A 23166-nucleotide genomic window follows, 5' to 3' on the forward strand; every position below is an offset into this window, starting at 1 on the left:
GTGCTCGGCAGCGCACTGGGCGAGGGGTCCGTGCCCGTTGTGCGTCCTCGGGCAAGTCACCGTGCGCCGACGGACAGGGCCCGGTGCCTTGGCCCTTCTAACCTGTCGCGGACGGCGTGAGCCGACGACCAGCGAGGAGAGACATGAGGGTGAGCGAGCAGGCCGATGTGGTCGTCCTGGGTCTGGGGCCCGGGGGCGAGTACGTCGCAGGCACGCTGGCAGAGGCCGGACTGGATGTGGTGGGGATCGAGGCCGAGCTCGTCGGGGGCGAGTGCCCGTACTGGGGATGCGTGCCCAGCAAGATGATGATCCGAGCCGGGAACCTGCTCGCCGAGGCAGGCCGCGTGCCCTTCCTCGCCGGTGAGGCGGAGGTGACTCCCGATTGGGGCCCGGTTGCCGGACGTATTCGAGGCGAGGCCACCGACGACTGGAACGACCGGGTAGCCGCCGACCGCCTCGCGGCGAAGGGCGGTCGGCTCGTGCGTGGAACGGGACGGCTCACCGGACCACGGCAGGTGACGGTCGGCGATCGCACGTTCGACGCCCGGCGGGGTGTGGTTCTTGCCACCGGCACCCGGCCCCGGATTCCTCCGGTCCCGGGCCTGGCCTCGACGCCGTACTGGACCAACCGGGACGCCATAGCGGCCAAGGAGCTGCCGGCCTCGATGATCGTGCTCGGCGGAGGCGCCATCGGCGTGGAACTCGCCCAGGTCTTCGCCCGCTTCCGGTGCGCGGTCACGGTGGTGGAGGGGCAGGAGCGGCTGCTGTCGCAGGAGGAACCGGAAGCCGGGGAGCTGGCCGAGGAGGTCCTGCGGGCGGACGGCGTCGCCGTTCTCACCTCGGTCCGGGCCCGACAGGTCGGCCATGACGGCACCGGCTTCATCGTCCACCTCGAGGGCGAGGAGGAGCCCTTGCGCGCCGAACGGCTTCTCGTCGCCACCGGGCGCCGCGCCGACCTCGCCGAGTTGGGTGTCGATGCAGCGGGTCTCGACCCTTCGGCACGAGCCGTGCGCACGGACGGGCAGATGCGGGCCGAGGAAGGGCTCTGGGCGATCGGGGACGTCACCGGCCACGGCAATTTCACGCATGTGTCGATGTACCAGGCGGAGATCGCCGTACGGGACATCCTCGGGCGTCCCGGCCCCGACGCCGACTACCGGGCGCTGCCCCGCGTCACCTTCACCGACCCCGAGATCGCGGCCGTGGGACTCACCGAACGGCAGGCGCGCGACCAGCGGCTGCGAGTGCGCACCAGCGTGGTGCCGATCGCCTCCTCCACACGCGGCTGGATCCACGGGCGGGGCAACGAGGGGTTCATCAAACTGGTCGAGGATGCCGACCGAGGCGTGCTGATCGGGGCGACGTCGGCGGGACCGGTGGGAGGTGAGGTGTTGTACGGGCTGAACGTCGCCGTCCACGCGGAGGTGCCTGTCGAGCGCCTCAGGCACATGATCTACACCTATCCCACCTTCCACCGAACTGTGGAAGCCGCTCTGGGAGCCCTTCGCTGAGCCACCTCTCCTCTCGACGTACGCGGCGAGCCGGACGATGGCACGGGCGATCCGGCGGCACCATGGGCCGGGACCCCGGTGAACCGCACAGGACCGCCACATCGCTGGAACTCCTCTTCGACCTGTGCTTCGTCATAGCGGTGGCGCAGGCGTCAGCGAGCCTGAGCACAGCGGTGACCGGCGGGCACTACATCACGGGCTCCCTGCGCTTCGCGCTGGTGTTCTTCACCATCTGGTGGGCGTGGATGAACTTCACGTGGTTCGCTTCCGCCTACGACCCGGACGACGTCCCGTACCGGTTGACGGTGCTGGTCCAGATCACGGGGTCCCTCATTCTCGCCGCCGGCGTCCCACGGGCATTCGAGGAAGGCGACCTGCGTGTCATCACGCTGGGATACGCCCTACTGCGTACGGCCCTGGCCGTCCTATGGTTGCGTGCCGCGCGATCGGACCCCGGCCGGCGGCGGACGGCGCTTCGCTTCGCCGTCGGAGTGACGGGCTGCCAGATCGGCTGGGTCGGAGTGCTCTTCCTCCCGGCCCCGGCACAACTGCCCGCCATCATCGGGTTGATCGTCGCCGAGCTTTCCGTCCCGGTGTGGGCGCAGTCCGCCGGGATGACCCCGTGGCACCCGCACCACATCGCCGAGCGGTACGAACTGTTCACTCTCATCGTGCTCGGTGAGTCCGTCGCAGCCGCCACGACGGCGGTCCGCGGCGCCTTCGACCGGCACCACAACGCCGATGCGCTGTACCTGCTGGCGGCAGGTGGCCTGCTCATGGTCTTCGCCATGTGGTGGCTGTACTTCGCCAGACCGGCGCACACTCTGCTCGCCACGACGCACCAGGCCCACCGCAAGAGGTTCACCTGGGCGTACGGCCACTACCTGATCTTCGCTTCGGCGGCCGCCGAGGGGGCCGGCCTGGCGGCGTACGCCAAGCTGATCACGCGGCGCGCCGATGTCCCATCGCCGGCAGCAGGTGTCGCGATCACCATGCCGGCAGCGATCTTCCTGATCACCGTGTGGGCCATACACGTCCGGCCGCACCAGCGGAGCGGGGCCGAACAGCTTGCGTTTCCCGCTGTCGCGGTCGCTGTGCTGGTGGCCGGTCGCTCCCCGGCGCCGGCCGTAATCGCCGGTCTGCTGGCGGCGGCTCTGGTCGTCGTGGTCACGGTGGCCGACCGGACCGAGCGAGTGCCGCACTGAGGTGAAAACACGGCTGCGCGGACGAAACGAGTTCGTCCGCGCAGCTGCTCTGCCCCTCATCTCAGCTCGTCGCCCGTACGGCGTCGCGGATCAGGTCGGCTACCTCCTTGGGCTGGGAGACGGCGACCGCGTGCGACGCGCCCTCGATCTCGACGACGGTCGCCCCGGCGCGCTTGGCGCCGAACCGTTCGACCTCGGGGTTGATCGCCTCGTCCGCTCCGGCCACCAGGGCCCAGGACGGCTTTGTCTTCCACGCGGCCGCGGCGGCCGTCTCCTCGAACGCCGCGGCGGCCAGTGGCCGCTGGGCCACGGCCAGGACCTTGGTGACGTCGGCGGGCACGTCAGCGGCGAAGACCGACGGGAAGGCGTCGGCGGCGATGGTGACCTCGACCGCGGGGTCACCGTCCTCAACGGGGTACGTCCACTGCTTCAGGTTGCTGGCCAGCGGGGAGAGCGGGAAGCGGCCCTGCAGTTCGCCGAGACTCTCGCCTTCCTCCAGGGCGTAGGCGGCGACGTAGACGAGCCCGACGACGTTCTCCGTGACGCCGGCCACGGTGATGAGGGCGCCGCCGTAGGAGTGGCCGACCAGCACGACGGGGCCGTCGATCTGGGCGGCCACGGAGGCGACGTAGGCGGCGTCGGCGGCGAGGCCGCGCAGGGGGTTGGGCGGGGCGATCACAGGGATGCCGTAGCCCTGGAGTTCGGCGATGACGCCGGACCAGCTGGCCGCGTCGGCGAAGGCGCCATGGACGAGCAGGACGGTGGGCGTGGTCGTGGTCATGTCGGGGTGTCTCCTCGGGTTCAGGCGGTGTGCAGGGCGGCGCGCAGGGTGCCGGTGGCCAGCGTGATGGCGGCCTCGGCGGCGTGGGTCCCGCGCAGGGCGTTGAGCATCACGAAGTCGTGGATGATGCCCTGGAAGCGGACCGCGGTGACCGGAACGCCCGCCTCGCGCAGCTTGTTGGCGTACGCCTCGCCCTCGTCGCGCAGCACGTCCGCCTCGCCGGTGATGACCAGGGCCGGGGGCAGACCCGCGAGCTGCTCGGTGGTGGCGCGCAGCGGGGAGGCGGTGATCTGCGCCCGTTCGGCATCGTCGGTCGTGTACTGGTCCCAGAACCACTGCATGCCGTCGCGGCGCAGGAAGTAGCCGGTGGCGAACTGGTGGTAGGAGCCGGTGTCGAAGTTCGCGTCGGTGACCGGGTAGAACAGGACCTGCTGGAGCAGCGGGACATCGCCGCGCTCCTTGGCCATCAGGGTGAGCGCGGCGGTCATGTTGCCGCCGACGGAGTCGCCGGCAACCGCGAGGCGGCTGCCGTCCAGGCCCTTGGACGCGCCCTGCCGCACGACCCACTGGGCGACCGTGAAGTTCTGCTCGATGGCGACCGGGTAGCGGGCTTCGGGCGACAGGTCGTACTCGGGGAAGACCACGGCGGCGCCCGCGCCGACGGCGAGTTCCCGCACCAGGCGGTCGTGGGTGTGGGCGTTGCCGAACACCCAGCCCGCGCCGTGGATGTAGATGATCACCGGGAGGGTGCCCTCGGCGCCGGCGGGCTTGACGATGCGCGCGCGGACGCTGCCCGTCGGCCCGCCCGAGACGGTGATCCACTCCTCGTCGACGGCCGGCTTGTCGATCTCGCCGGACTGCACCTCGTCGACGGCCTTGCGCCCTTCCGCCGGAGGCAGGTCGAACAGGTACGGCGGATTGGCGGTCGCCTTAGCGAAAGCGGCTGCCGCGGGTTCCAGCACCGGCTGAACCGGCTCGATGGCATCGGACATGTGAGTCTCCTGGAATGGTCATGGGGACGCCGGCCCTTCCGGCAATACAGCCGCCACGCTAGAACCACCGAGCACGCGGCAATTGCCCACGGGCGCACCGCTGCTGTCCTCACAGTGCACGGCTGCCTTCGAGCCTCTCCCATCACATTCAGAGCGCGGATGAGTCAGTGCACTGAGGGGACAAGTCCTGTGCACGGGCAGAACATGGGGGCGCATCTGCCGTGCCTATCGTGATGGCGAAGCAGCCGCGGCCTCTCACACACAGGGCCTGTCCTCGTTCTCAGGGCACGACGAGTGTCGGTGGAATTCGCTCGGTGCGATTCGAGCAAACGGGCCTGCGAGCGGTCGGAATAGCCAAAGCCCGCCGCTTCCGACCATGACTCGAATCGAAGTCGATTTCCCAGAGGGAGTTTCAAGAGATGTCAACAATGCCTGTCGGCGGGCTGGTTCCACATGCCATCGAGAATGCCGCGGACCTCATCGTCCGCAACGCGAAGATCCACACCGGGGACCCGGGCCGCCCGCATGCGGAGGCGCTCGCCGTCCACGACGGCGTCATCACGGTCATGGGTGACGACAAGGACGTCGCTCCCCATGTCGGCCCGGGCACGAAGGTGGTCGACGCGCTCGGGCGACGGGTGATCCCCGGCCTCAACGACGCTCATCTGCACGTGATCCGCGGGGGCCTCAACTACGTGCTGGAGCTGCGCTGGGACGGCGTCCGCACCCTGCGCCAGGGGCTGGCCATGCTGCGCGAGCAGGCGACCCGCACACCCAAGGGCCAGTGGGTGCGGGTGGTCGGCGGCTGGTCGGCCGAGCAGTTCGCCGAGCGGCGGCTGCCCACCGTCGCCGAGCTGAACGCCGCCGCACCGGACACCCCGGTGTTCGTCCTGCACCTGTACCAGTCGGCCGTGCTGAACCGGGCGGCGCTCAAGGCCGCCGGCTTCACCAGGGACACACCCGACCCCAAGGGCGGCCAGATCGTGCGAGGCCGGGACGGGGAACCGACCGGCATGCTGCTGGCATCCCCCAGCGCCCTGATCCTCTACTCGACCCTCGCCAAGGCGCCGGTGCTGGACGAGGAGCACAGAAAGACGTCCACCCGCCATTTCCTGCGGGAGCTGAACAGGTTCGGCCTCACCTCGGCGATCGACGCGGCGGGTGGATTCCAGAACTTCCCCGACAACTACGAGACGGTCACGGAACTGGCCAGGGAAGGACAGCTCTCCCTGCGCATCGCCTATCACCTCTTCCCGCAGACCGCAGGCCAGGAGATCGACGACCTCACCCGCTGGATCGGCATGGTCCGTCCAGAGGACGGGGACGAATGGCTGCGTCTCAACGGAGCCGGCGAGAATCTCACTTGGGCGGCGGCGGACTTCGAGAACTTCGCACAGCCGCGCCCCGAGCACTCCCCCGACTACGAGGTGGAATTCGAGAAGGCCGTGCGCCTTCTCATGGAGAACGGCTGGGGATTCCGGCTGCACGCCACCTATGACGAAACCATCCGCCGTGACCTGGCGGTGTTCGAGAAGCTCGCTTCGGAAGGGCTCTTCCCGGGCGGGAACCGGTGGCTGTTCGACCACGCGGAGACTGTCTCCCCGGACAGCCTCGATCGCATCGCCGCGCTCGGCGGCGCGATGTCCGTGCAGAACCGCCTGTCCTTCCAGGGCGAGGCGTTCGTACGGCGCTACGGCCCCGGAGCCGCCGCGGACGCCCCGCCGATCCGAGCCATGCTGGACCGCGGGCTGACCGTGGGCGCCGGTACCGATGCCACCCGGGTCTCCACCTACAACCCCTGGGTCGCCCTGCACTGGCTCGTCAGCGGCCGCTCGGTCGGCGATCTGGCGCTGCGCCCGCCGACGAACCGCGTCGACCGGCAGACGGCGCTGGCGATGTTCACGCGCGCCGGAGCCGCACTGACCGGTGAGGACGAGGTCAAGGGCGTGCTGCGGCCGGGGTGTTACGCGGACCTGGCGGTGCTGTCCGAGGACTACTTCGCCGTGCCCGAACCGGACATCGCACACATCGAGTCGCTGCTGACCGTGACCGGCGGCCGGATCGTCTACGCCGCCGCCGAGTACGGGGGCCTCGACGAGGAACTTCCCCCCGTCAGCCCTGCCTGGAGCCCAGTAGCCCACTTCGGCGGCTACCAGGCGTCCCGTCGAGCGGCCCCTCCCGGCGCGCGCCAGGCGGAGCTGCTCGGCCAGGCCATCGCCGAGTCGGAGCAGCACCGCCAGTGGCGCATCGCGCGGGGTCTCACTCCCGAGGCCGCGAGCACCCCCTTCGATCCCTGCTTCGTTCTCTGAACTCCCATAAGGCGCCTGGCTCTTGAGCCGCCCCTTCCAGGACACCCACCAGCTCCGTCCAACCGGACGGTTCTTCCCACGGCACGGACAGCGGTCCGCGCCACCACTTACCGAGAAAGGCACACTCATGGTCAACATCTCCGAGGTCACCGCCGCCCCCAGCCCCGACCTGCTCACCCCAGACAACTGTGCGGTGCTGTTCGTCGACCACCAGCCGCAGATGTTCTTCGGCACCGGCAGCGGCGACCGCACCGCCATCATCAACTCCACCGTGGGCCTGGCGAAGTCCGCCAAGGCGTTCGACGTGCCGGTCGTGCTGAGCACCGTGGCCGCCGAGTCGTTCTCCGGCCCGATCATGCCGCAGCTGGCGGCGGTCTTCCCCGAGCAGAAGATCATCGACCGCAGCACGATGAACGCCTGGGAGGACCTCGCCTTCGTCGAGGCGGTCAAGGCCACCGGCCGCAAGAAGCTCGTCATCGCCGGCCTGTGGACCGAGGTCTGCGTCGTCCTGCCCGCGCTCTCCGCCATCGCCCAGGGCTACGAGGTCTACGTGGTCACCGACGCGTCCGGCGGTGTCAGCCCGCAGGCCCACGAGCACGCGATCCAGCGCATGGTGCAGGGCGGCGCGGTCCCGGTGACCTGGGTGCAGGTCCTCCTGGAGCTCCAGCGTGACTGGGCCCGTACCGAGACGTATGCCGCCGTGGGCGACGTGGTCAAGGAGCACGGCGGGGCCTACGGCCTCGGGATGGTCTACGCGCAGGCCGTCATCGGCGCCCACGCCGCCGGCTGATCCTCACGCTGGAACAAGAACGCCAGGAACAGGCAGGAACACGATGGACGCTGGACTGTTGGTCCTCCGGCTGGTGGTGGGGTTGCTCATAGCCGGGCACGGGGTGCAGAAGGTGAGCTTCCGGCTCGGAGGCAACGGATTGGCGGGAGGGACCGAGGAGTTCCGCCGTGACGGCTTCCGCGGCGGCCGGCTGACCGCCCTCGTCGCGGGAGCCAGTCAGATCGGTTCCGGCCTTTTCCTGGCGGCCGGCCTGCTCACGCCCCTGGCCGCGATGGTCGCCATGGGCGTGATGACGGTCGCGGGCACCGTGAAGCGGCCCAAGGGACTGTGGGTCCAGAACGACGGCTACGAATACCCCCTCGTCCTTGTCGTCGTCTCCGCCGCACTGGCCCTCACCGGGGCCGGGCGATGGTCCGTGGACCACGCACTGGGGGTCACCTCCTGGCCGGTGTGGCTCGCCGTCGTCGTGATCGTGATCGGGCCGGCGAGCGCACTGCTCACCCGCGTGGTGCTGCACCGGCCGGCCACCGCAACGGAAGGAACGCGTTATGCACAGGCTGCTGAGTGACGCGGTCCGCACCCTGGTACCGCGCGGAGAGGAACGGCACGGACCGCTGCCTCCTCTGATGCTGATCCTGACAGTGGCCACCGGCCTTGTCGACGCCGTGAGCTACCTGGCGCTCGGACACGTCTTCGTCGCCAACATGACCGGCAACGTGGTCTTCCTCGGGTTCGCCCTGGCCGGCGCCAAGAGCCTGTCCGCGCTCGCGTCGATCGTCTCGTTGACCGCATTCCTCCTCGGCGCGCTCGCAGGAGGCAGGCTCGGCACGCGGTTCGCCATGCACCGCGGGCACCTGCTGCGCACGGCGACGGCCGTGCAGACGGTGCTGGTCGCGGTCGCCGTGATGGTCGCCGCCGTATCGGACGGCAAGGTCACCACCGATGTCCGGTACCCCCTCATCGTGTGCCTGGGGCTCGCCATGGGCCTGCAGAACGCGGTCGCCCGACGCCTGGGCGTTCCGGACCTCACCACGACCGTCCTGACCCTGACCCTGACGGGCCTGGCAGCGGACTCCACCCCGGCCGGCGGCGAGGCGCCACGTCCCGGCCGCCGGATCCTCTCCGTGCTCGCCATGTTCCTCGGCGCCCTCGTCGGAGCGCAGCTCGTCCTGCACGGCCATCTCGTCCTCACCCTGGGCCTGACGCTGGTGCTGCTCGCGGTCACCTCCGTGAGCACCCACCTTCTCTCGACCGCCGACGCCACCTGGATCCGGCCACGGCCCTGAACAACACACCGGCCCACCCGTGGCACTGCGCTGAGGGCACACACCCTGTGCGCTGACGGTCAACAACAGCCGGTGGGCCGGTCCTAGTTTCAACACGACAACAGCCGCCTGGCATACGCGGCATCTGCCGGAGCCAACGCGTCCGCACCCACCCCGCATGGACCACCATGAGCCCCGCACCACCCACCACACCGACACACTCCCCAAAACCGGATTCGCCATGGGCGCCGCTCGCGGCGCGCGTCTTCCGGGCGCTGTGGATCGCCCAGTTGGTCTCCAACGTCGGCAGCTGGATGCAGATGGTGGGCGCCCAGTGGCTGCTGATCGGGCACGACGCGGCACTGGTGGCGCTCGTCCAGACGGCCTCCAGCCTGCCCGTCGTGCTCCTGGCTCTGCCCTCGGGCGTGGTCGCCGACCGCTACGACCGTCGCAGGGTGCTCCTGGCCGCGCAGTTGGCCATGCTCGCGGTCTCCGGCGCGCTCACCGCGCTGGCGTTCGCGGACGCGCTCACCCCGGTGCTGCTGCTGGTGCTCACCTTCCTGCTGGGATGCGGCACCGCGTTGATGGGCCCGGCCTGGCAGGCGATCCAGCCGGAGCTGGTGGAACGCCGCCAGCTAGGGCAGGCTGCCGCGCTCGGCGGCGTCAACATGAATCTGGCCCGCGCCCTCGGACCGGCCGTGGGCGGAGTGGTCGTGGCAGCGGCGGGCGCGGGGTGGGTATTCGCCTTCAACGCCGCCTCCTATCTCGGCATCGCCGCCGTCCTGCTGCTCTGGCGGCCTCCCCGGACGGTTGTCCCCGCCCTCAGCGGTGAGAAGCTGCTGACCGCCCTCGACGCGGGCCGTCGCTACGTGTGGTACGCACCGGGCATCCGCCGGGTCCTCCTGCGCATGATGCTGTTCATCCCTGGTGGCGCCGCTCTGTGGGCGCTGCTGCCGCTCGTCGCGAGCCGCTCCCTGCACCTGGGCTCGGGCGGCTACGGGCTACTCCTGGGCGCGGTCGGCGCCGGAGCGGTCGCGGGCGCCTTCGTACTGCCCCACAGCAACCGGGTGCTCGGCGCCAACGGCACTCTGGGCAGCGGTGCCCTGGTCTTCGCGGGCGTCCTGGTGGTACTGACCACCGTACACATCCCGTGGCTGGTGACGGTGGTGCTGCTGTTCGCGGGTCTGGCGTGGATCGGGGTCCTGTCCACCCTCAACGCGGCCATGCTGACGCGGCTCCCCGGCTGGGTCCGGGCCCGTGGCCTCGCCGTCTATCTCCTTGTCTTCCAAGGCGGCCAGGCGCTGGTGGCGCCACTGTGGGGCGCCCTCGCCGACCGGCTGGGGCTCGCCGTCCCCCTCCTGGCCGGCAGCGCGTTGCTCCTGGTCAGTACCATCAGCCTGCGCCGCTGGCCGCTGTACGGGGCGGAGGGCGTCGACCCCTCCCTGTCCGAGCACTGGCCGGTCCCGCCCCTGGTGTTCGAGCCCGGGCCGGCCGCCGGCCCCGTGCTGGTCACCGTCTCCTACCGCGTCGCCCCCGGGAACGGATCCGCCTTCAGTGACTGCATGGATCACGTCGCCCGTTCCCGGCTGCGCACAGGAGCCCTCACATGGGGGCTGTACCAGGACGGACAGGATCCCGGGCACTTCATCGAGAACTACCTCGTCGCCTCCTGGTCCGAGCATCTCGCCCAGCACAGCGACAGGCTCACCCTCACCGACCGCCGCTACGAGGAGCGGGCACGCCGTCTCCTCGTCCCAGGCACCCGGCCAGAGGTCACCCATGCCTTCGACACGTCCTCGGGACCCGTCGTCCCGGAAGACGGCGAAGGGATCCCGACGCCGAGCCTCCGTCGCATACCGGAGGAACAGGATCAGCAGGCAACGAACCAAGTCGTGGAAGGGAGGCGGTGCGTGGTGAGCAACCTCGAAACAGAACCGTGATCGCACCGCGTGGAAATCCACCGCGCCGCTGACCAGCACCAACCGAAAGGATCCCGATGAGCCAGCCTTCCGCCACCCCGACCGTCGAGCGGGTGGACAACCAACAACGATACGAAATCCTCGTCGACGGACAGCGCGTCGGCCTGACCGCGTACCGCGACCGTGGTGAGCAGCGGGTCTTCTTCCACACGGAAGTCGACGACGCCTTCGCCGGACAGGGGCTGGCCGCGCAGCTGGTCCATGAGGCACTCACCGATGTGCGCGCGTCGGGCAAGCGCATCGTGCCGGTCTGTCCCTATGTGGCCAAGTACCTGAACCGGCATGAGGAGTTCAACGACATCACCGACTCGGTGACCCCGGAGATCCTGCAGTGGCTGGACACGGAGTTGGGCTGACGGCCGGGAGAGGCCATGCGGCGGCGTCCTCCCGCCTCGCAACTGGGACCCTCGCTGACCATCGGCAGGTCACCGACGTATAGGCATGGAGAGGGGACCGCCTCTCATTTGGTGGCTCCGCTGGTGACGCCGGCGGCGACGTGGCGCTGAGCGACGACAAGCAGCACGGCCGCCGGGACGGAAGCCAGAACGGCGGTGGCCATGATGGCGTTCCACTGGTTCGTGTGGGCGCCGATGTACTGGTAGATGCCCAGGGTGATCGGCCGTACGGTCTCCGTGGTGGTCAGCGTGAGGGCGAAGAGGAAGTCGCTCCACGTGAAGAGGAAGGTGAAGAGGGCGGTAGTGATCAACGCGTTCACACTCACCGGAAGCACCACGGAGCGGAGAGCGCGCAGCCTCCCCGCGCCGTCCACTCGCGCGGCGTCGATGATCTCCCTGGGAATGCCCTGCATGAACGAACGCAGGATGATGATCGCGAAGGGGACTCCGGCGGTCGAGTCGGCGAGGATCAGTCCGAGGTAGGAGTTCAGGAGCCCCAGGTCTGTATACGCGCTGTAGAGCGCGTTGGCCACGACGATGCTCGGAACCATCTGTGTGATCAGAACGCCGAAGAGCACGAGGTTGGTTCCTCGGAGGCGGAACTGGGCCAGCGCGTAGGCCGCCGGGGTGGCGAGCACCAGGCTGAGCGCAACGCTGCCGAGAGCCACGACGAGGCTGGTTACGAGGTTGCGTCCCTGATCGCGCAGTGCCGTGGCGTAACCGCTGAAGTCCGGGTGGAAGGGGAACCAGGCTCCGTACAGTGCGTTGCCCGCCGGCTGCAGGGAAGCATTCACCATCCAGTAGACGGGAAACAGCATCAGCGCGAGCAGGAAGATCCCGACGATCGTGGACGGCCAGCCCCGCTTCGGCGCGCGCTTCACGAGACCTCCTCTCAGGCGTTCTGGGCGCGCCGGTTGGCGCGCAGGTAGACGAGGGCGAAGACGAGCGAGATGACGATGAGCAGGTTGCTCATCGCGGCGCCGCGTCCGAACTCGAACTGCTGAAAGGACAGTTCGTAGGACTGGGTGGCGAGGGTCTCCGTGGCGTTGGCCGGTCCTCCGCCCGTCACCACGAGGATGATGTCCAGCACCTTGACCGTGTAGACCACGCCCAGCACCAGAACGACGCTGACCACGGGCCGCAGCAGTGGCCAGGTGACATGGCGAAACGACTTCACCGGACCGGCGCCGTCCAGCTTCGCCGCCTCGTACAGATGTGTAGGGATGTCCTGTAGGCCGCCGTAGAGGATCGTGGTGTTGAAGGGTATTCCGACCCAGATGTTGATCAGGATCACCGACACGAGCGCCTGCGAGGTGCCGGTGAGCCAGGGGATGCCGGACGACAGCAGGTGGAGGTGACGGAGTGTGCTGTTGACGACTCCCGAGTCGGTGTCGAGCATCCACCTCCACGTCGTTCCGGAGACGACCAGTGGCAGCAGCCACGGCAGCAACAGGAGGGACCGCAGAACACCGCCGAGCGGGAAGCGCCGCTGGAAGAACAGGGCGAACGCCAGGCCGAGCACAAACTGCACGAACAGCGACCCGGCGGTGAACAGGACCGTGGTCAGCAAGACCTTGGGGAACAGGTCCGACGACAGGATCCTTGAGTAGTTCTCCACCCCCACGAACGGCGCGGCACCGGTGTAGAACGTCGCGGGCGTGTACTGCTGGAAGCTCATCACGATGTTCTTGACGATCGGGTAGCCGAAGAAGAGCAGCAGGTACGCCGCGGCGGGCACGATGAACATCCCCCGGGCGAGGGACTCCCACCTGCGTGCCCGGACCACGACCCTCTCCCTGCGGCGCGCGTCCTCGTCCTCTGTCGCACCAGTGCCGGGTGTCCCGGCGTCGGCGGCGCCGGCTTCCTGCCCGGTGCCGGTCCGCAGGGCCCTGGACAGATCAGGAACCCGTCGCGATCAGCTGTGCATCCTTGAGCGCTTCCTCCGGTGTCTGCTCGCCGGTCAGCGCGGACTGGATCGCGGTGTATATCCCGGTCGCCGCCTTCGGCCACTTGACGCCGAGCTCGCGGGTACGGGCCCGGGCCCCTTCAGCGCTTCTTACGAAGGCAGCCATCGACGGGACCTGTTCGGCGTACTGGGAGGCCACCGCAGTGCGGGAGGGAACGGTGAAGTACTGCTTGGCCAGGGCGAGCATGTTCTTGGAGTCGTTCAGGCAGGCCAGTACCTGGGCGGCCTTCTCCTGCCGGGCCTCGGAACTGGTCTGCGGGACCGTCCACACCTCACCGCCGAGTGGTGTGACAGGTGCCTGCCCCGCCCGGGGGACAGGGATGGGTGCCACCGCCCAGTGCAGGTTCTTGGCTTGGTTCAGGGCGGGGATCCGCCAGGGGCCGTTGACCATCATGGCTGCCTTGCCGGCGACGAACTGGTCGTGGACGTCGGCCTGGGTCCAGTTCAGCACCGACTTCGACATGGAACCGCTCTTCACCAGGTCGACCCACAACTGGAGTGCCTGCGCGGCCTGCGGTGTGTCCAACTGCTTCTCGTCCCCGCCGTTGGACCACAGGAAGGGCAGGAACTGCCAGGTGCCCTCGAAAGTGGCGTTGGCGTCGACCGCCATGCCGTAGCGTCCCGGGCGGGTCAGCTTGGCCGCCGCCGCCTTCAGCTCGTCCCAGGTCCTCGGCACGGCGACGCCGGCCTCTGCGAGCATGTCCTTGTTGTAGACGAGCGCGATCGTGCTGACGGTGGGTGCCAGCCCGTACACCTTTCCCTTGTAGGTGCCCGCCGACAGGATGCCCTCGGCGAAGCCGCTGGAGTCGATGCCGTACTGGTCCAGTGGGGTCAGCGCGCCGGTCCCTGCGATCTGCTGCAGGTCGGGGTTGTCCAGCATCAACAGGTCGGGAAGGGTCCGTGACGACGCCTGCTGCAGGACCTTCGGGATGAGCGACGCGCCTGGAACGCTGGTGTGCTCGACCTTCACGCCGACGCTCTTGCCGCAGGCGGTGAGGCGTGTGCCCCACTGGCTGTGTTCGGTTGCGTCGGTGTAGTAGTCAAGCGCGGTGATGGAGGTGACCTTGCCGGTGGCGGATCCCCCGCCGGTTCCGCCACCGCAGCCGGTGGCAGCCAGTACCAGGGCGACGGATCCGAAGAGGGCGGCGAACCGCCGCGCCGGCGGTCTGACCGGTGAAAACATGATGGTGCCTGTTCCCGAGTGACATCTGTGGCCGGAATGTCGGTCTCGGGAAGTGAAGGAGATTCGAGGGTCCCGTGACGACTCGGTCAGCGTAAGCGCACGGGTCAAGGCCAAGACGTCCGGGTCGGTAACAAGGCGGTCTGTAGCAGCGACTTCCCGGTGACCATCAAGCCCGGCGTTCGCCCAGGTCAGCTGCGAGGACAGGCTGCGGCCATTGAGCTGCTCGACGGTGGCCGTCCCGCCACACAGCGGCTCGGGGAGGACACAGCACCCGGCGAGACTCTGCCGTTGCCTCCTTCATCCGCTCACAAGGTTCGTCGAAGCCTGTCGCCGTCTCCGCGACCGGTGCCCTGTTCGGCGGCTTCGCGGATCATCGATGCCACGGCGCCGGGCTGCGACAGCACGACGGCGTGCGAACCGTCCAGCAGGTGTTCGGTGGCCGCCATGCGCTGTGCCATGAAGCGCTGAGCGGTGGGGTTGAGCATCCGGTCGGCGGTCGCGATGGCGTACCAGGACGGCTTGGAGGCCCACGCCGGCGGGCCCGATCTTCCGGTCAGCGCGCTCCAGGCGATCGGGCGTTGCGCCACGGACAGGACATCCGTGACGCGGGGCGGCAGGTCGGCGGCGTACACCTGCGGGAAGCGTTCCTTACGGATGTTCAGCTCGCTGTCCGGCTCGGCGGGAAACCGGCCGGGGAGAGCGACGGTGACGGTCGCGTCGGTCACCGGCATCGGGGCAAAACGGTTCGTGATGTCCGCAACGCACTCTCCGGCGTCGAGGCCGAACGCCGCGACGTAGCACAACGCCACGATGTTGTCGGCGTCGGCAGCGGCCTGCGTGATGACCGCGCCACCGTAGCCGTGGCCGACCAGCACGACCGGGACGTCGAGGTGGCACACCACGCTCCTGATGTAGGCGGCGTCCTGCGCCAGGCCGCGCAGCGGGTTCGCCGGGGCACGCACCGTCAGTCCGGCGGCGTGAAGAAGTCTGATGACCCCCGCCCAGGATGAGGCGTCGGTGAATGCCCCGTGCACAAGCACGATGGTCGGCAGTAAGGGGGTGGGTCCGTGCACGTCGGTGGCCTCCGAATGCGTTCGGTCCCAGCCAAGCGCGTCCAGGTGGGGCAGGCATCGCGTGAACGTACCAACGTGTCCGCTCAGTCGTCGCGCAAGGCCATGACGAGGTTGGCGAGTTGGACCCGGGAGTTGACCGACAGCTTGCGGAAGGCGGAGGTCAGGTGAGTGTTGACCGTGTGCGGGGAGACGACGAGCAGGTCGGCGGCCGACCGGTTGGTGTGACCCTCGGCAATGAGGCGGGCGATCTTCTTCTCCGAGGCCGTGAGGGCCTCCCATCCCTGGACGGGGCGCTGCCTGGTCTCTGACCTGCGGCTGCCGGCCGCCGCACCACGCATGTCACGCTGCGCGCGTGCCGCTGCCGCGTGGGCGCCTGACTCGGCGAACGTGGCATGGGCGTGAGCCAGGGTGGCCACTGCTTCAGCTTTCCGGCCCCCTGCCAGTAGTGCCTGTCCGAGGTCGGCAGAGGCGGCGGCCCGGACCAGCGGGCGAGGGCTCGCCTTGAGCAGTGCTACGGAACGTTCCAGCATGGCGAGATCCTTGTTCACAAGCCCGAGGGCCTGCGCCGCGATGCCGGTGGCGGTGGGCACGGCCGGGTTGCGTTCGGCGTGGGCCTGGGCCTGTGCGGCCAGGTCCTCGGCGAGCCCCTGGTCCGCGCCTCGCAGAGCCACGCGTATCGCGGAGTCGACCCAGGTGCGCAACAGCCGCCAGCGCATGAAGGAACCTTTCTCCTGCACCTGCCGAATCTTGTCGATCGCAAGCCCGATGTCGCCGTCGTCCTCGGCGAGGACCGCTTCCAGGAAGCGCACCGCGGCCGTGTTGCCCGGGTTCGGTTTGATCACCAGTCTTTCCCGCGCTGCGGCCAGGTGCTGCCGCGCCGCTTCCCGGTCGCCGCGCAGAAGTGCGATCCGGGAGCGGATCACGCGAGAGTTCAGCTGCTGGACGGGTACCTGTACGTCTTCTTCCAGGCGCTCCATCGTCACGAAGTCGGCCTCGGCGTCGTCGAGCCTGCCAAGCCCCAGATGCTGCTGGGCCTGGGCCCACAGCAGCATTGCCTGACGGGGCGACCCGGCGTTGTCTGCTGCCTGCAGCAGCCGTTCGCTGGACTCGAAGTCATCCAGGTGCTGGTACGCGACGATCTCTTCGGGAAGGAAGGCGGAATCGACGGCGCTGAGCGCGGTGAAGCGCTCCAGTGCGACGGCGTTCTCTCCCGTGTTGAGCGCGATCTCGCCGAGCCCGAACAGCGCCAGGACGTGCGCCTCCCGGTCACCGATCGCGATGGCCTCGCGCAGCGTGTTCTCGCCGGCCTCACGTGCCGCGACAAGATCATGCCCTCGCGACAGGGCCAGCGTACGCAGGGCGGCCAGCCTCGCCCCGACCTCCGGGGCGGCGCCCCCGACTGCGAGGGCCGTTTCGGCCCGGCGGCGCAATTCGTCGGCGAGATCCATGTTCCACAGCGTCCCGCCGAGGGCGGCCTGCAACCGACTGAACGCCTCCACGGGCGGCCGGAAGGCCAGCAGCCGGTCGCCGGTCGACAGCGCCTCTCGATTCCGGCCGGCCTGTGTCAGGCAGACGATCGCCTGCTCACCCACTACGAAGCTCAACGGCCTCGCGGGCGGCACCAATTCCAGGGCGCGCGTCATCAGGTCGGCCGCGAGGCCCGGCGCGACGGGCAGTACGTCATCAGCGGCTCGCCGCAGCAGCGTCACGGCCTCCTCGTCTCCAGGCAGGGCGCCCTTGAGGATGTGCGGCACCGTGTCGATCGGCTGGTGGCCCGCGGAGACAAGGTGCTTGGCAGCCTCTCGGTGCAGAGCCTTCCGGGCCGACGGCGGGATGTCGACGTAGACCGCCTGGCGCAGCAGATCATGCCGGAAGACCAGATGATCCCCGTCGTCGTCCAGGAGTCCGGCGCGCACCGCCTCCTCGAGCGCCGCGATCAACGTGGTGGGCGGTTGGCCGCAGAGCGCGGCGGCCTCGGAAAAGCCGAACCTGCGTCCCAGCACCGCTCCCATCTGAAGGAATCGCAGTGTGCTGGATTGCAGGGATCTGAGTCTGCCGCGCACACCCACGACGAGCCCTGGGTGCACAGGCTCACCCGTGGCACCGGCGGCCCGCAGTCCCGCGAGCATCTCGACCGCCAGAAAGGGGTTCCCGCCGGCTCCGTCGAGCAGGTCCCGTACCCGCTCGTCGACGGCCGCACCCAGCGTGTCGCCGGCCAGCTGGCCGATGGCCGCGCCGGACAGTGGCCCCAATGGCACAGTGACCGCCGCGAGTTCGCCCTTCGCAGCTGCGACGACCTCCTCCGCCGGCCCGGCCGGCTCCTGTCGCCCGGTCAGCATCCAGAGAACCGGCGAGGTCCGCAAGCGTGTCGGAAGCTGCTTCAGGGCGAACCGGCTCAGCGGGTCGGCCCACTGCACGTCGTCCAGGGCGATCAGCACCGGCACGCTGTCGGCTCTGGCTTCGATCGCCTCCGCCAGGCGTTCCACCAGCCAGATCCGCTGATCGTGATGGCGCGCAAGATCGGCGAACGCATCGCCGGACAGCAGCGGCTGATCGCCGTGCAGGATGCAGGCTGCCAACGACGAGAGCGGCACGATGTGATGCAGTTCATCGGCCTTGCCGAGGCCGACTGAGAATCCCGCTGCTCCGGCCCAGGCGACGGCCTCGGCAAGCAGCGTGCTTTTGCCGATTCCCGGTTCCCCCCGGATCAGGGTCAGCGCGCCGCTTCCAGTGCGGGCCACCGAGGCGATCAGTGTCTGCAGCTCTTCGAGTTCGGCCTCCCGGCCGCGCAGACCGCTTCGGGACAGCGATCCGACTGACCCCGCCACTCACGCCCCTCCTGTCCGCACTCCCCGGCTGAAGCCGGGCTCACCCATACCGACCGGCGCCTTGGCCCTTGGGCGTCGGCTGCCGGTGCCGGAAGGCGGCTCCGGCAGGCGCGGACGGCGCGCCGGGTGTCCACTATGGCAAGAGCAGCAGCTCAGTGCACAACTCGGTACACAGGATGAGACGGCCATGCCGCCGGCGGAAGCCCTGGCACGGCTGGGCGGGATGCCGTCGCCGGCCCGCTGGGCGAGCCGGACTGGACGGTTTAGAGGGATCGAGGCTGAGCTCGTCGAAGGGGGTGCCCGTACGGGCTGGGCGCCCAGCAAGATCGTGATCTTGGCCGGGAAACCTCCTCGCCTCAGGCCGCTGTGTCCCCGGCATCACCGGCGAGGTGAACGTCACTCCGGGCCGGCGGCAGATGGGAACGCCGAGGCCGCAACGCCGGCACGGGATCCGACACCCTTGACACTCCACTCGGCGACGGAGGCGTACGAGGCGCTCGCGCCGTGGAGTCCCGCCACTCGGCAGGGGACATCCCATAGGCGGCCCGGAACACCCGGCTGAAGTGGGCGGCGCTGGTGAAACCCCACTGGCGAGCCACTGCGGCGATGGTCCGGCCTGCCGCCTCCCGGCGGGCCAGCTCACGTCGGCACTCCTGCAGCCGGCGGCGCTGGATCCACCGGCTGACAGTGACGTCCTCGGTCTCGAAAAGCCTGTGCAGGTAGCGTACGGAGATCTGGTGGGCGCGGGCTATGACCTCCGGCGTCACGTCCGGATCAGCGAGGTGCCGGTCGATGAACACCTGGATCCGCGGCAGCAGCACCCGCGCTGCGCTCGATGTGTCACCCACCTCCTCGTGAAGTCGCTCCCCGACCAGGACGGTGAGGAGGTCGACGGTATGGCAGGCCAGTACCTCACCGATAGCCGACGGGTACGTTGCCGCCGTGTCCACGAGCCGGGTCAGAAAGGGTGACAGCAGTGAGCCCAACGTTGTGTCGGGACGGATGGGTGTCGCCGCAAGTCGTTGCAGGTCGGGCTCTCCCAGGTCCAGGAGCCGCCGCGGCAGGACAAGGGATTTCGTCTGGAACGGATGGGGAAATTCCATCCGCATCGGGCGTGTCAGGTCGCAGAAGACGATCTCCCCGGGTTGCAGGTGGACCTCAAGGGCGTCCTGCTCGACCATGGCGACACCGCTGACCAGAAGCTTGACGACCAGATACTCGTCTTCACCCCGTGCGATCAGCGGCGGAGTCCGCCGCACCCGCAGGGGCTCACCCTCCACCGTGGCGACCTGGAGATGGCCCAGCCGGGACGTTCGGATGGTTCCCGAGCAGACCTCGTCCGAGACGGCAATGTCGACCGCGGCGAACGTTTGGGACAGGGCCTCGCGCCAGTACGTCTGCCTTTGGTGGGCGGGCACCGAATCCGTGGTGTAGAGGGTGTCCGAGAGCTGCCTCCCCGCTTCCGGTATCGATGAATCCGGCGACATGATCTCCGCCCTTCAGTCGGTGTGCTCTCCGGACACCGTGCCAACGGGCGCGGGTCGGCACATCGCGTGAATCCGCTAGATCAGGGATGCAGGACTGAGACATGCCGCAGATGCGCGTGCTCATGGTGTGCGGTCGGCAGGCCGTGCTGCGGCGGCGCACGGCATCACAGCGCGGCGGACCCCACTCCCGAGGCATGCGTGCGGTGTCGACCGCAGAGGGCGGCTTCCCGCACATCGCTTCCCGGGGCCAAAAGAATCGTTTCGCGTGCAGGCGAGCTCGATACCGTACAGTTCAGCGGTGTTTGCCCCTAAGAACGTGATTGCTCCCGTAAAACGCTTTGCTTGCGTTCCACCGAGACCCAGGACACCATGGCCGAACCGGTGTGATCGCCCTCCAGGCCAGGCCGGATGCAGCATATGGGAGATACGTATCACCTCCTGCAAGCGCTCAGGCGGGCGTGGTGGTGCATATGCGGCAAGGGGGAACAACGTGGCCGGACTGCTCGATGACGTCTCCCGGACGCCCTCCGCCGTGACCGAGACTCGCCATGGGGACTAAGCGCAGTACCACGCACCGCTCCCAACCCGTCATGGAGTTGGTGGGCCGGCAGGCCGAGATCGCTCAGATCCTGGACATCGTGGAGGAGGCGCACAGCGAACCGCGGATGCTGCTCCTGCTCGGCGAGGCCGGCACGGGCAAGACTGGTTTGCTGGCGGTCGCCGTCAACCACGCGCGGGACAACGGAACGCTCGTGCTGGCGTCTCAGGGCAGCGAGGCGGAGTCGCGGCAGTCCTTCGCGTCCCTGCACCAGCTGCTGCTCCCCCTCCTGCCCGACGTCGGCACATTGCCCGACCATCTGCGGGGGGCACTCGAGACCGCGTTCGGCATCGCTCCCGCCGAGGGACCGCCCGACCCGATGCTGCTCCGTGTGGCGGTGCTGACCCTGCTGACCGAGGTCTCCCGCCGGCAGGGCATCCTGCTGGCCGCCGACGACGTCCAGCACTTCGATCGCGACTCCCTCGATGTGCTGGGCTTCGTGATGCGTCGAATCACCGCGGAAGCCGTGCCGGTCCTGCTGGCGTCCCGCGGGCAGACGCCCCCCAACGGTGTCGCCGCGGACCTGCCCACCCTGCTCCTGGCGCCGCTGACCGAACAGGCCGCGGCCGAACTCGTGGACGCCCAGCCGCACGCGCCCGCCGGCCGCACCCGGATCGATCTGCTGCGGCAGGCCGGCGGAAATCCGCTGGCCATCATCGAACTGTGCCGTGCGGTCACAACGGGCGGCGTGGGAGCACTGCCCCGCCGCGGGCTGCCGCAGACGGAGCGTATCCAGGCGCTGTACGCGGCCCGCCTGCGCGGCCTGCCGGAGATGACCCGGCGGCTGATCCTGTACGCCGCGGCGTCGGAATACGAAGACCTCGCCACGATCACGGCCGCCGCCGGCGCCGGGCGGGATCTCGGGGCATGGGGCCCGGCAGAGGAGGCCGGTCTGGTGACCGTCGCGGACGGGCGATTGGTCTTCCGGCATCCGCTGGCGCGCGCGGGTTCCTATCAGGGAGCCCCGGCTTATCTCCGACAGCAGGCCCACCAGGACCTGGCGGCTGCCCTCACGGCCGATCCGGCCCGCCGGGCCTGGCACCTGGCCGCGGCGTGCGTCGGCTACGACGAGTCCGTGGCGGCGGCCCTGGAGGACACCGCCGAACTCGTCGAACGGCGCGGCGGCTTCTTCGCGGCGGCCCAAGCATTGGAACGGTCCGCCGAGTGCAGCCCCACGGCCGAGGACCGGGCGCGCCGGTATGCCAAGGCGGTGAGGGCCGCCCAGAACGCCGGCGACCCCTCGTGGGTGCGTGAGCTGTATGACAAGGTCACCGCCCTGACCGAGGACCGGGAGCTGCTGGGAGTCGCAGCCTGCGGCGTCGGCCTTGCCTTGTCACTGTCCGGCCACCAGCGGCAGGGGTTTCAGGTGGTCATGAGCGCGCTGCAGCCGGATCCACCCAAGGACGACATGACCGTCCTCGTCCTGGGCGCCGTGCTCAACGTGGTCGCCTCCCAGTCGGGCCTGCCCGAGATCAGGCGCCCGATGGCCACCCTTCTCAACGGAGTTGAGGCCGGGAACTACGACACGCCCTTCGGCGAGGTGACGACGACCGGAGCCTTCGCCGCAGTACGGGCCGTGGCCCTGGGCGGGGCCGACCCGACCAGGGCCCCCGACTTGCTGCGGCGGATCCGCTCCCAGTCGAGTATGCCTGAGCCGCAGACCCTCATCGCGGAGATGACCCGGGTGCACGCGATCGGCGGGCTGGCCTGGCAATCCGATGAGTCCGACCTGTGCGTGGAATCCCTTCGGCAGGCATACGCCATGCTCAGGTCGTACGGCGCCATGGGCACGAGCGCGAGCACGCTCGCGGCGATGGGCTCGGCGCTGATCGACACCGGTCGCTGGACGGAGGCCGACGAGCATCTGGAGGAGACCGCGGCACTGGCCGCGGTTCACAAGTGGAGGCATCACCCGATCGACGTCGAGGCGCTGCGAGTGACCCTGCGGGCCCTCCGCGGCGAGTCCGCCGTCATGCCGGCGGACCCGGCCTGGACGGCAGTCAATCTGGAGGAGAACCGTGCCACCCACGCACGTCTCCTGCGGGCGGCCGGTACTGCCGCCGCGGCGGCCGGCGACTTCGACAGCGCGTTCCGGCACTTCCGGACGCTGTTCGGTGAGGACGGCACGCCTCTGCACTACTTCCTGTCACCCCGTTCGGTCGCCGATCTCGCCGCGGCCGCTCAGCGGATGGACCGGCAGAAGGAGGCTGCGCACATCGTGGAGGCGGTGCGCGCCGCGCTCGGGCCGCAGCCGACGACCCGGATGACCCTCCTGCTCCACCACGCCGCCGCCCTGACCGGCGACCCCAAGGACGCCGAGCACCACTTCCGGCTCGCCACAGTGAACCCGGCGGGCGATCAGTGGCCGTTGGCCCGGGCGCAGGCAAGGCTCCACTACGCGCAGTGGCTGCGCAGGCGGCGGCGCCCCCTGGATGCCCGCCCGATCCTGACCGCGGCGCTGGAGTCGTTCACCCGGGTCGGCGCGTCCGGCCTCGCCGAGGAGGCACGCGTGGAGCTGCGGGCCAGCGGCGTGGCCACCGCGCCCGCCCAGGCCGACCCCCTGGCGGAACTGACCGCCCAGCAGCGCGAGATCGTACGGCTGGCGGCACGGGGTCTGCGCAACCGGGAGATCGCCCAGCAGTTGATGCTGTCCCCTCGCACGGTCAGCTCCCACCTCTACAACGTGTATCCGAAGCTGGGTGTCAGTAGCCGTAACCAGCTCCGCGATCTCTTCGACGATCTGTGACCCCCGCGTGCCGGGTTCACTCGCCGTCCAGGCCGAGGGCCAGGAGGCGGTGATGTCG

17 protein-coding genes are annotated in these 23166 nt (G+C 69.5%); 9 read left to right on the plus strand and 8 right to left on the minus strand.

Annotated elements, in window-relative coordinates; translation table 11 throughout:
* The first annotated feature begins 143 nt into the window (after positions 1-143).
* Together H305_RS0137320 and H305_RS0137325 are read left to right on the plus strand one after the other, a co-directional pair.
* Positions 144-1511 carry a dihydrolipoyl dehydrogenase family protein gene (locus H305_RS0137320; RefSeq protein ID WP_063611384.1) on the plus strand — a complete coding sequence of 456 codons (1368 nt, stop codon included), beginning with the start codon at positions 144-146 and terminating at the stop codon, positions 1509-1511.
* 62 nt (positions 1512-1573) lie between these two features.
* Positions 1574-2716 (plus strand): low temperature requirement protein A, encoded by a 1143-nt coding sequence (locus tag H305_RS0137325; RefSeq protein ID WP_028804946.1) that lies wholly within the window; start codon positions 1574-1576, stop codon positions 2714-2716.
* 61 nt (positions 2717-2777) lie between these two features.
* Here the strand turns inward: H305_RS0137325 and H305_RS0137330 are convergent, their stop codons facing one another.
* The gene (locus H305_RS0137330) at positions 2778-3497 is read right to left on the minus strand and encodes an alpha/beta fold hydrolase (RefSeq protein ID WP_028804947.1); all 720 of its coding nucleotides are present in this window, start codon (positions 3495-3497) and stop codon (positions 2778-2780) included.
* A gap of 20 nt (positions 3498-3517) precedes the next feature.
* Positions 3518-4489, minus strand: coding sequence for an alpha/beta hydrolase (locus H305_RS0137335; protein WP_028804948.1), 972 nt, complete (start codon positions 4487-4489; stop codon positions 3518-3520).
* 419 nt (positions 4490-4908) lie between these two features.
* On the opposite strand from H305_RS0137335, the gene H305_RS0137340 reads away from it, so the two are divergent.
* The 6 genes from H305_RS0137340 (at position 4909) to H305_RS0137365 (ending at position 11188) form a co-directional block, all read left to right on the plus strand.
* The gene (locus H305_RS0137340) at positions 4909-6798 is read left to right on the plus strand and encodes an amidohydrolase (protein ID WP_028804949.1); all 1890 of its coding nucleotides are present in this window, start codon (positions 4909-4911) and stop codon (positions 6796-6798) included.
* 127 nt (positions 6799-6925) lie between these two features.
* Positions 6926-7588 (plus strand): hydrolase, encoded by a 663-nt coding sequence (locus tag H305_RS0137345; RefSeq protein ID WP_028804950.1) that lies wholly within the window; start codon positions 6926-6928, stop codon positions 7586-7588.
* A gap of 43 nt (positions 7589-7631) precedes the next feature.
* Positions 7632-8156 carry a DoxX family protein gene (locus tag H305_RS0137350; RefSeq protein ID WP_028804973.1) on the plus strand — a complete coding sequence of 175 codons (525 nt, stop codon included), beginning with the start codon at positions 7632-7634 and terminating at the stop codon, positions 8154-8156.
* Entirely contained in the window at positions 8137-8874 is a 738-nt protein-coding gene (locus H305_RS0137355) for a YoaK family protein (RefSeq protein WP_028804951.1), read from the plus strand. The genes H305_RS0137350 and H305_RS0137355 overlap by 20 nt, the downstream gene beginning before the upstream one ends.
* Before the next feature lie 167 nt (positions 8875-9041).
* Positions 9042-10793 carry an MFS transporter gene (locus tag H305_RS48205; RefSeq protein ID WP_078629435.1) on the plus strand — a complete coding sequence of 584 codons (1752 nt, stop codon included), beginning with the start codon at positions 9042-9044 and terminating at the stop codon, positions 10791-10793.
* A gap of 56 nt (positions 10794-10849) precedes the next feature.
* The gene (locus H305_RS0137365) at positions 10850-11188 is read left to right on the plus strand and encodes a GNAT family N-acetyltransferase (RefSeq protein WP_028804952.1); all 339 of its coding nucleotides are present in this window, start codon (positions 10850-10852) and stop codon (positions 11186-11188) included.
* Between the two features lie 104 nt (positions 11189-11292).
* On the opposite strand, the gene H305_RS0137370 is transcribed toward H305_RS0137365, so the two are convergent.
* The 6 genes from H305_RS0137370 to H305_RS48210 form a co-directional block, all read right to left on the minus strand.
* Entirely contained in the window at positions 11293-12108 is an 816-nt protein-coding gene (locus H305_RS0137370) for a carbohydrate ABC transporter permease (RefSeq protein ID WP_028804953.1), read from the minus strand.
* A gap of 11 nt (positions 12109-12119) precedes the next feature.
* A complete protein-coding gene (locus H305_RS0137375; protein WP_028804954.1) occupies positions 12120-13013 on the minus strand; it encodes a carbohydrate ABC transporter permease in 894 nt (297 codons plus the stop codon).
* Positions 13014-13125: 112 nt separating this feature from the next.
* Positions 13126-14376: an ABC transporter substrate-binding protein gene (locus H305_RS0137380; protein WP_037766587.1), complete on the minus strand. Its 1251-nt coding sequence runs from the start codon at positions 14374-14376 to the stop codon at positions 13126-13128.
* Positions 14377-14681: 305 nt separating this feature from the next.
* Positions 14682-15449, minus strand: a complete 768-nt coding sequence (locus H305_RS0137385) for an alpha/beta hydrolase (RefSeq protein ID WP_324608133.1) — start codon at positions 15447-15449, stop codon at positions 14682-14684.
* 83 nt (positions 15450-15532) lie between these two features.
* Positions 15533-18277: an ATP-binding protein gene (locus tag H305_RS0137390; RefSeq protein WP_028804957.1), complete on the minus strand. Its 2745-nt coding sequence runs from the start codon at positions 18275-18277 to the stop codon at positions 15533-15535.
* Positions 18278-18633: 356 nt separating this feature from the next.
* On the minus strand, positions 18634-19764 hold the full coding sequence (locus H305_RS48210; protein WP_063611385.1) for a helix-turn-helix domain-containing protein: 1131 nt from the start codon (positions 19762-19764) through the stop codon (positions 18634-18636).
* 590 nt (positions 19765-20354) lie between these two features.
* Between H305_RS48210 and H305_RS0137400 the strand changes: the two genes are divergently transcribed.
* Complete coding sequence (locus H305_RS0137400) at positions 20355-23108, plus strand: AAA family ATPase (RefSeq protein WP_037766590.1); 2754 nt, start codon at positions 20355-20357, stop codon at positions 23106-23108.
* Positions 23109-23166: the final 58 nt, after the last annotated feature.

Origin of the sequence: Streptomyces sp. 142MFCol3.1, assembly GCF_000424945.1 — a bacterium.
In the GTDB taxonomy this organism is placed as follows: Bacteria; Actinomycetota; Actinomycetes; order Streptomycetales; family Streptomycetaceae; genus Streptomyces; species Streptomyces siamensis.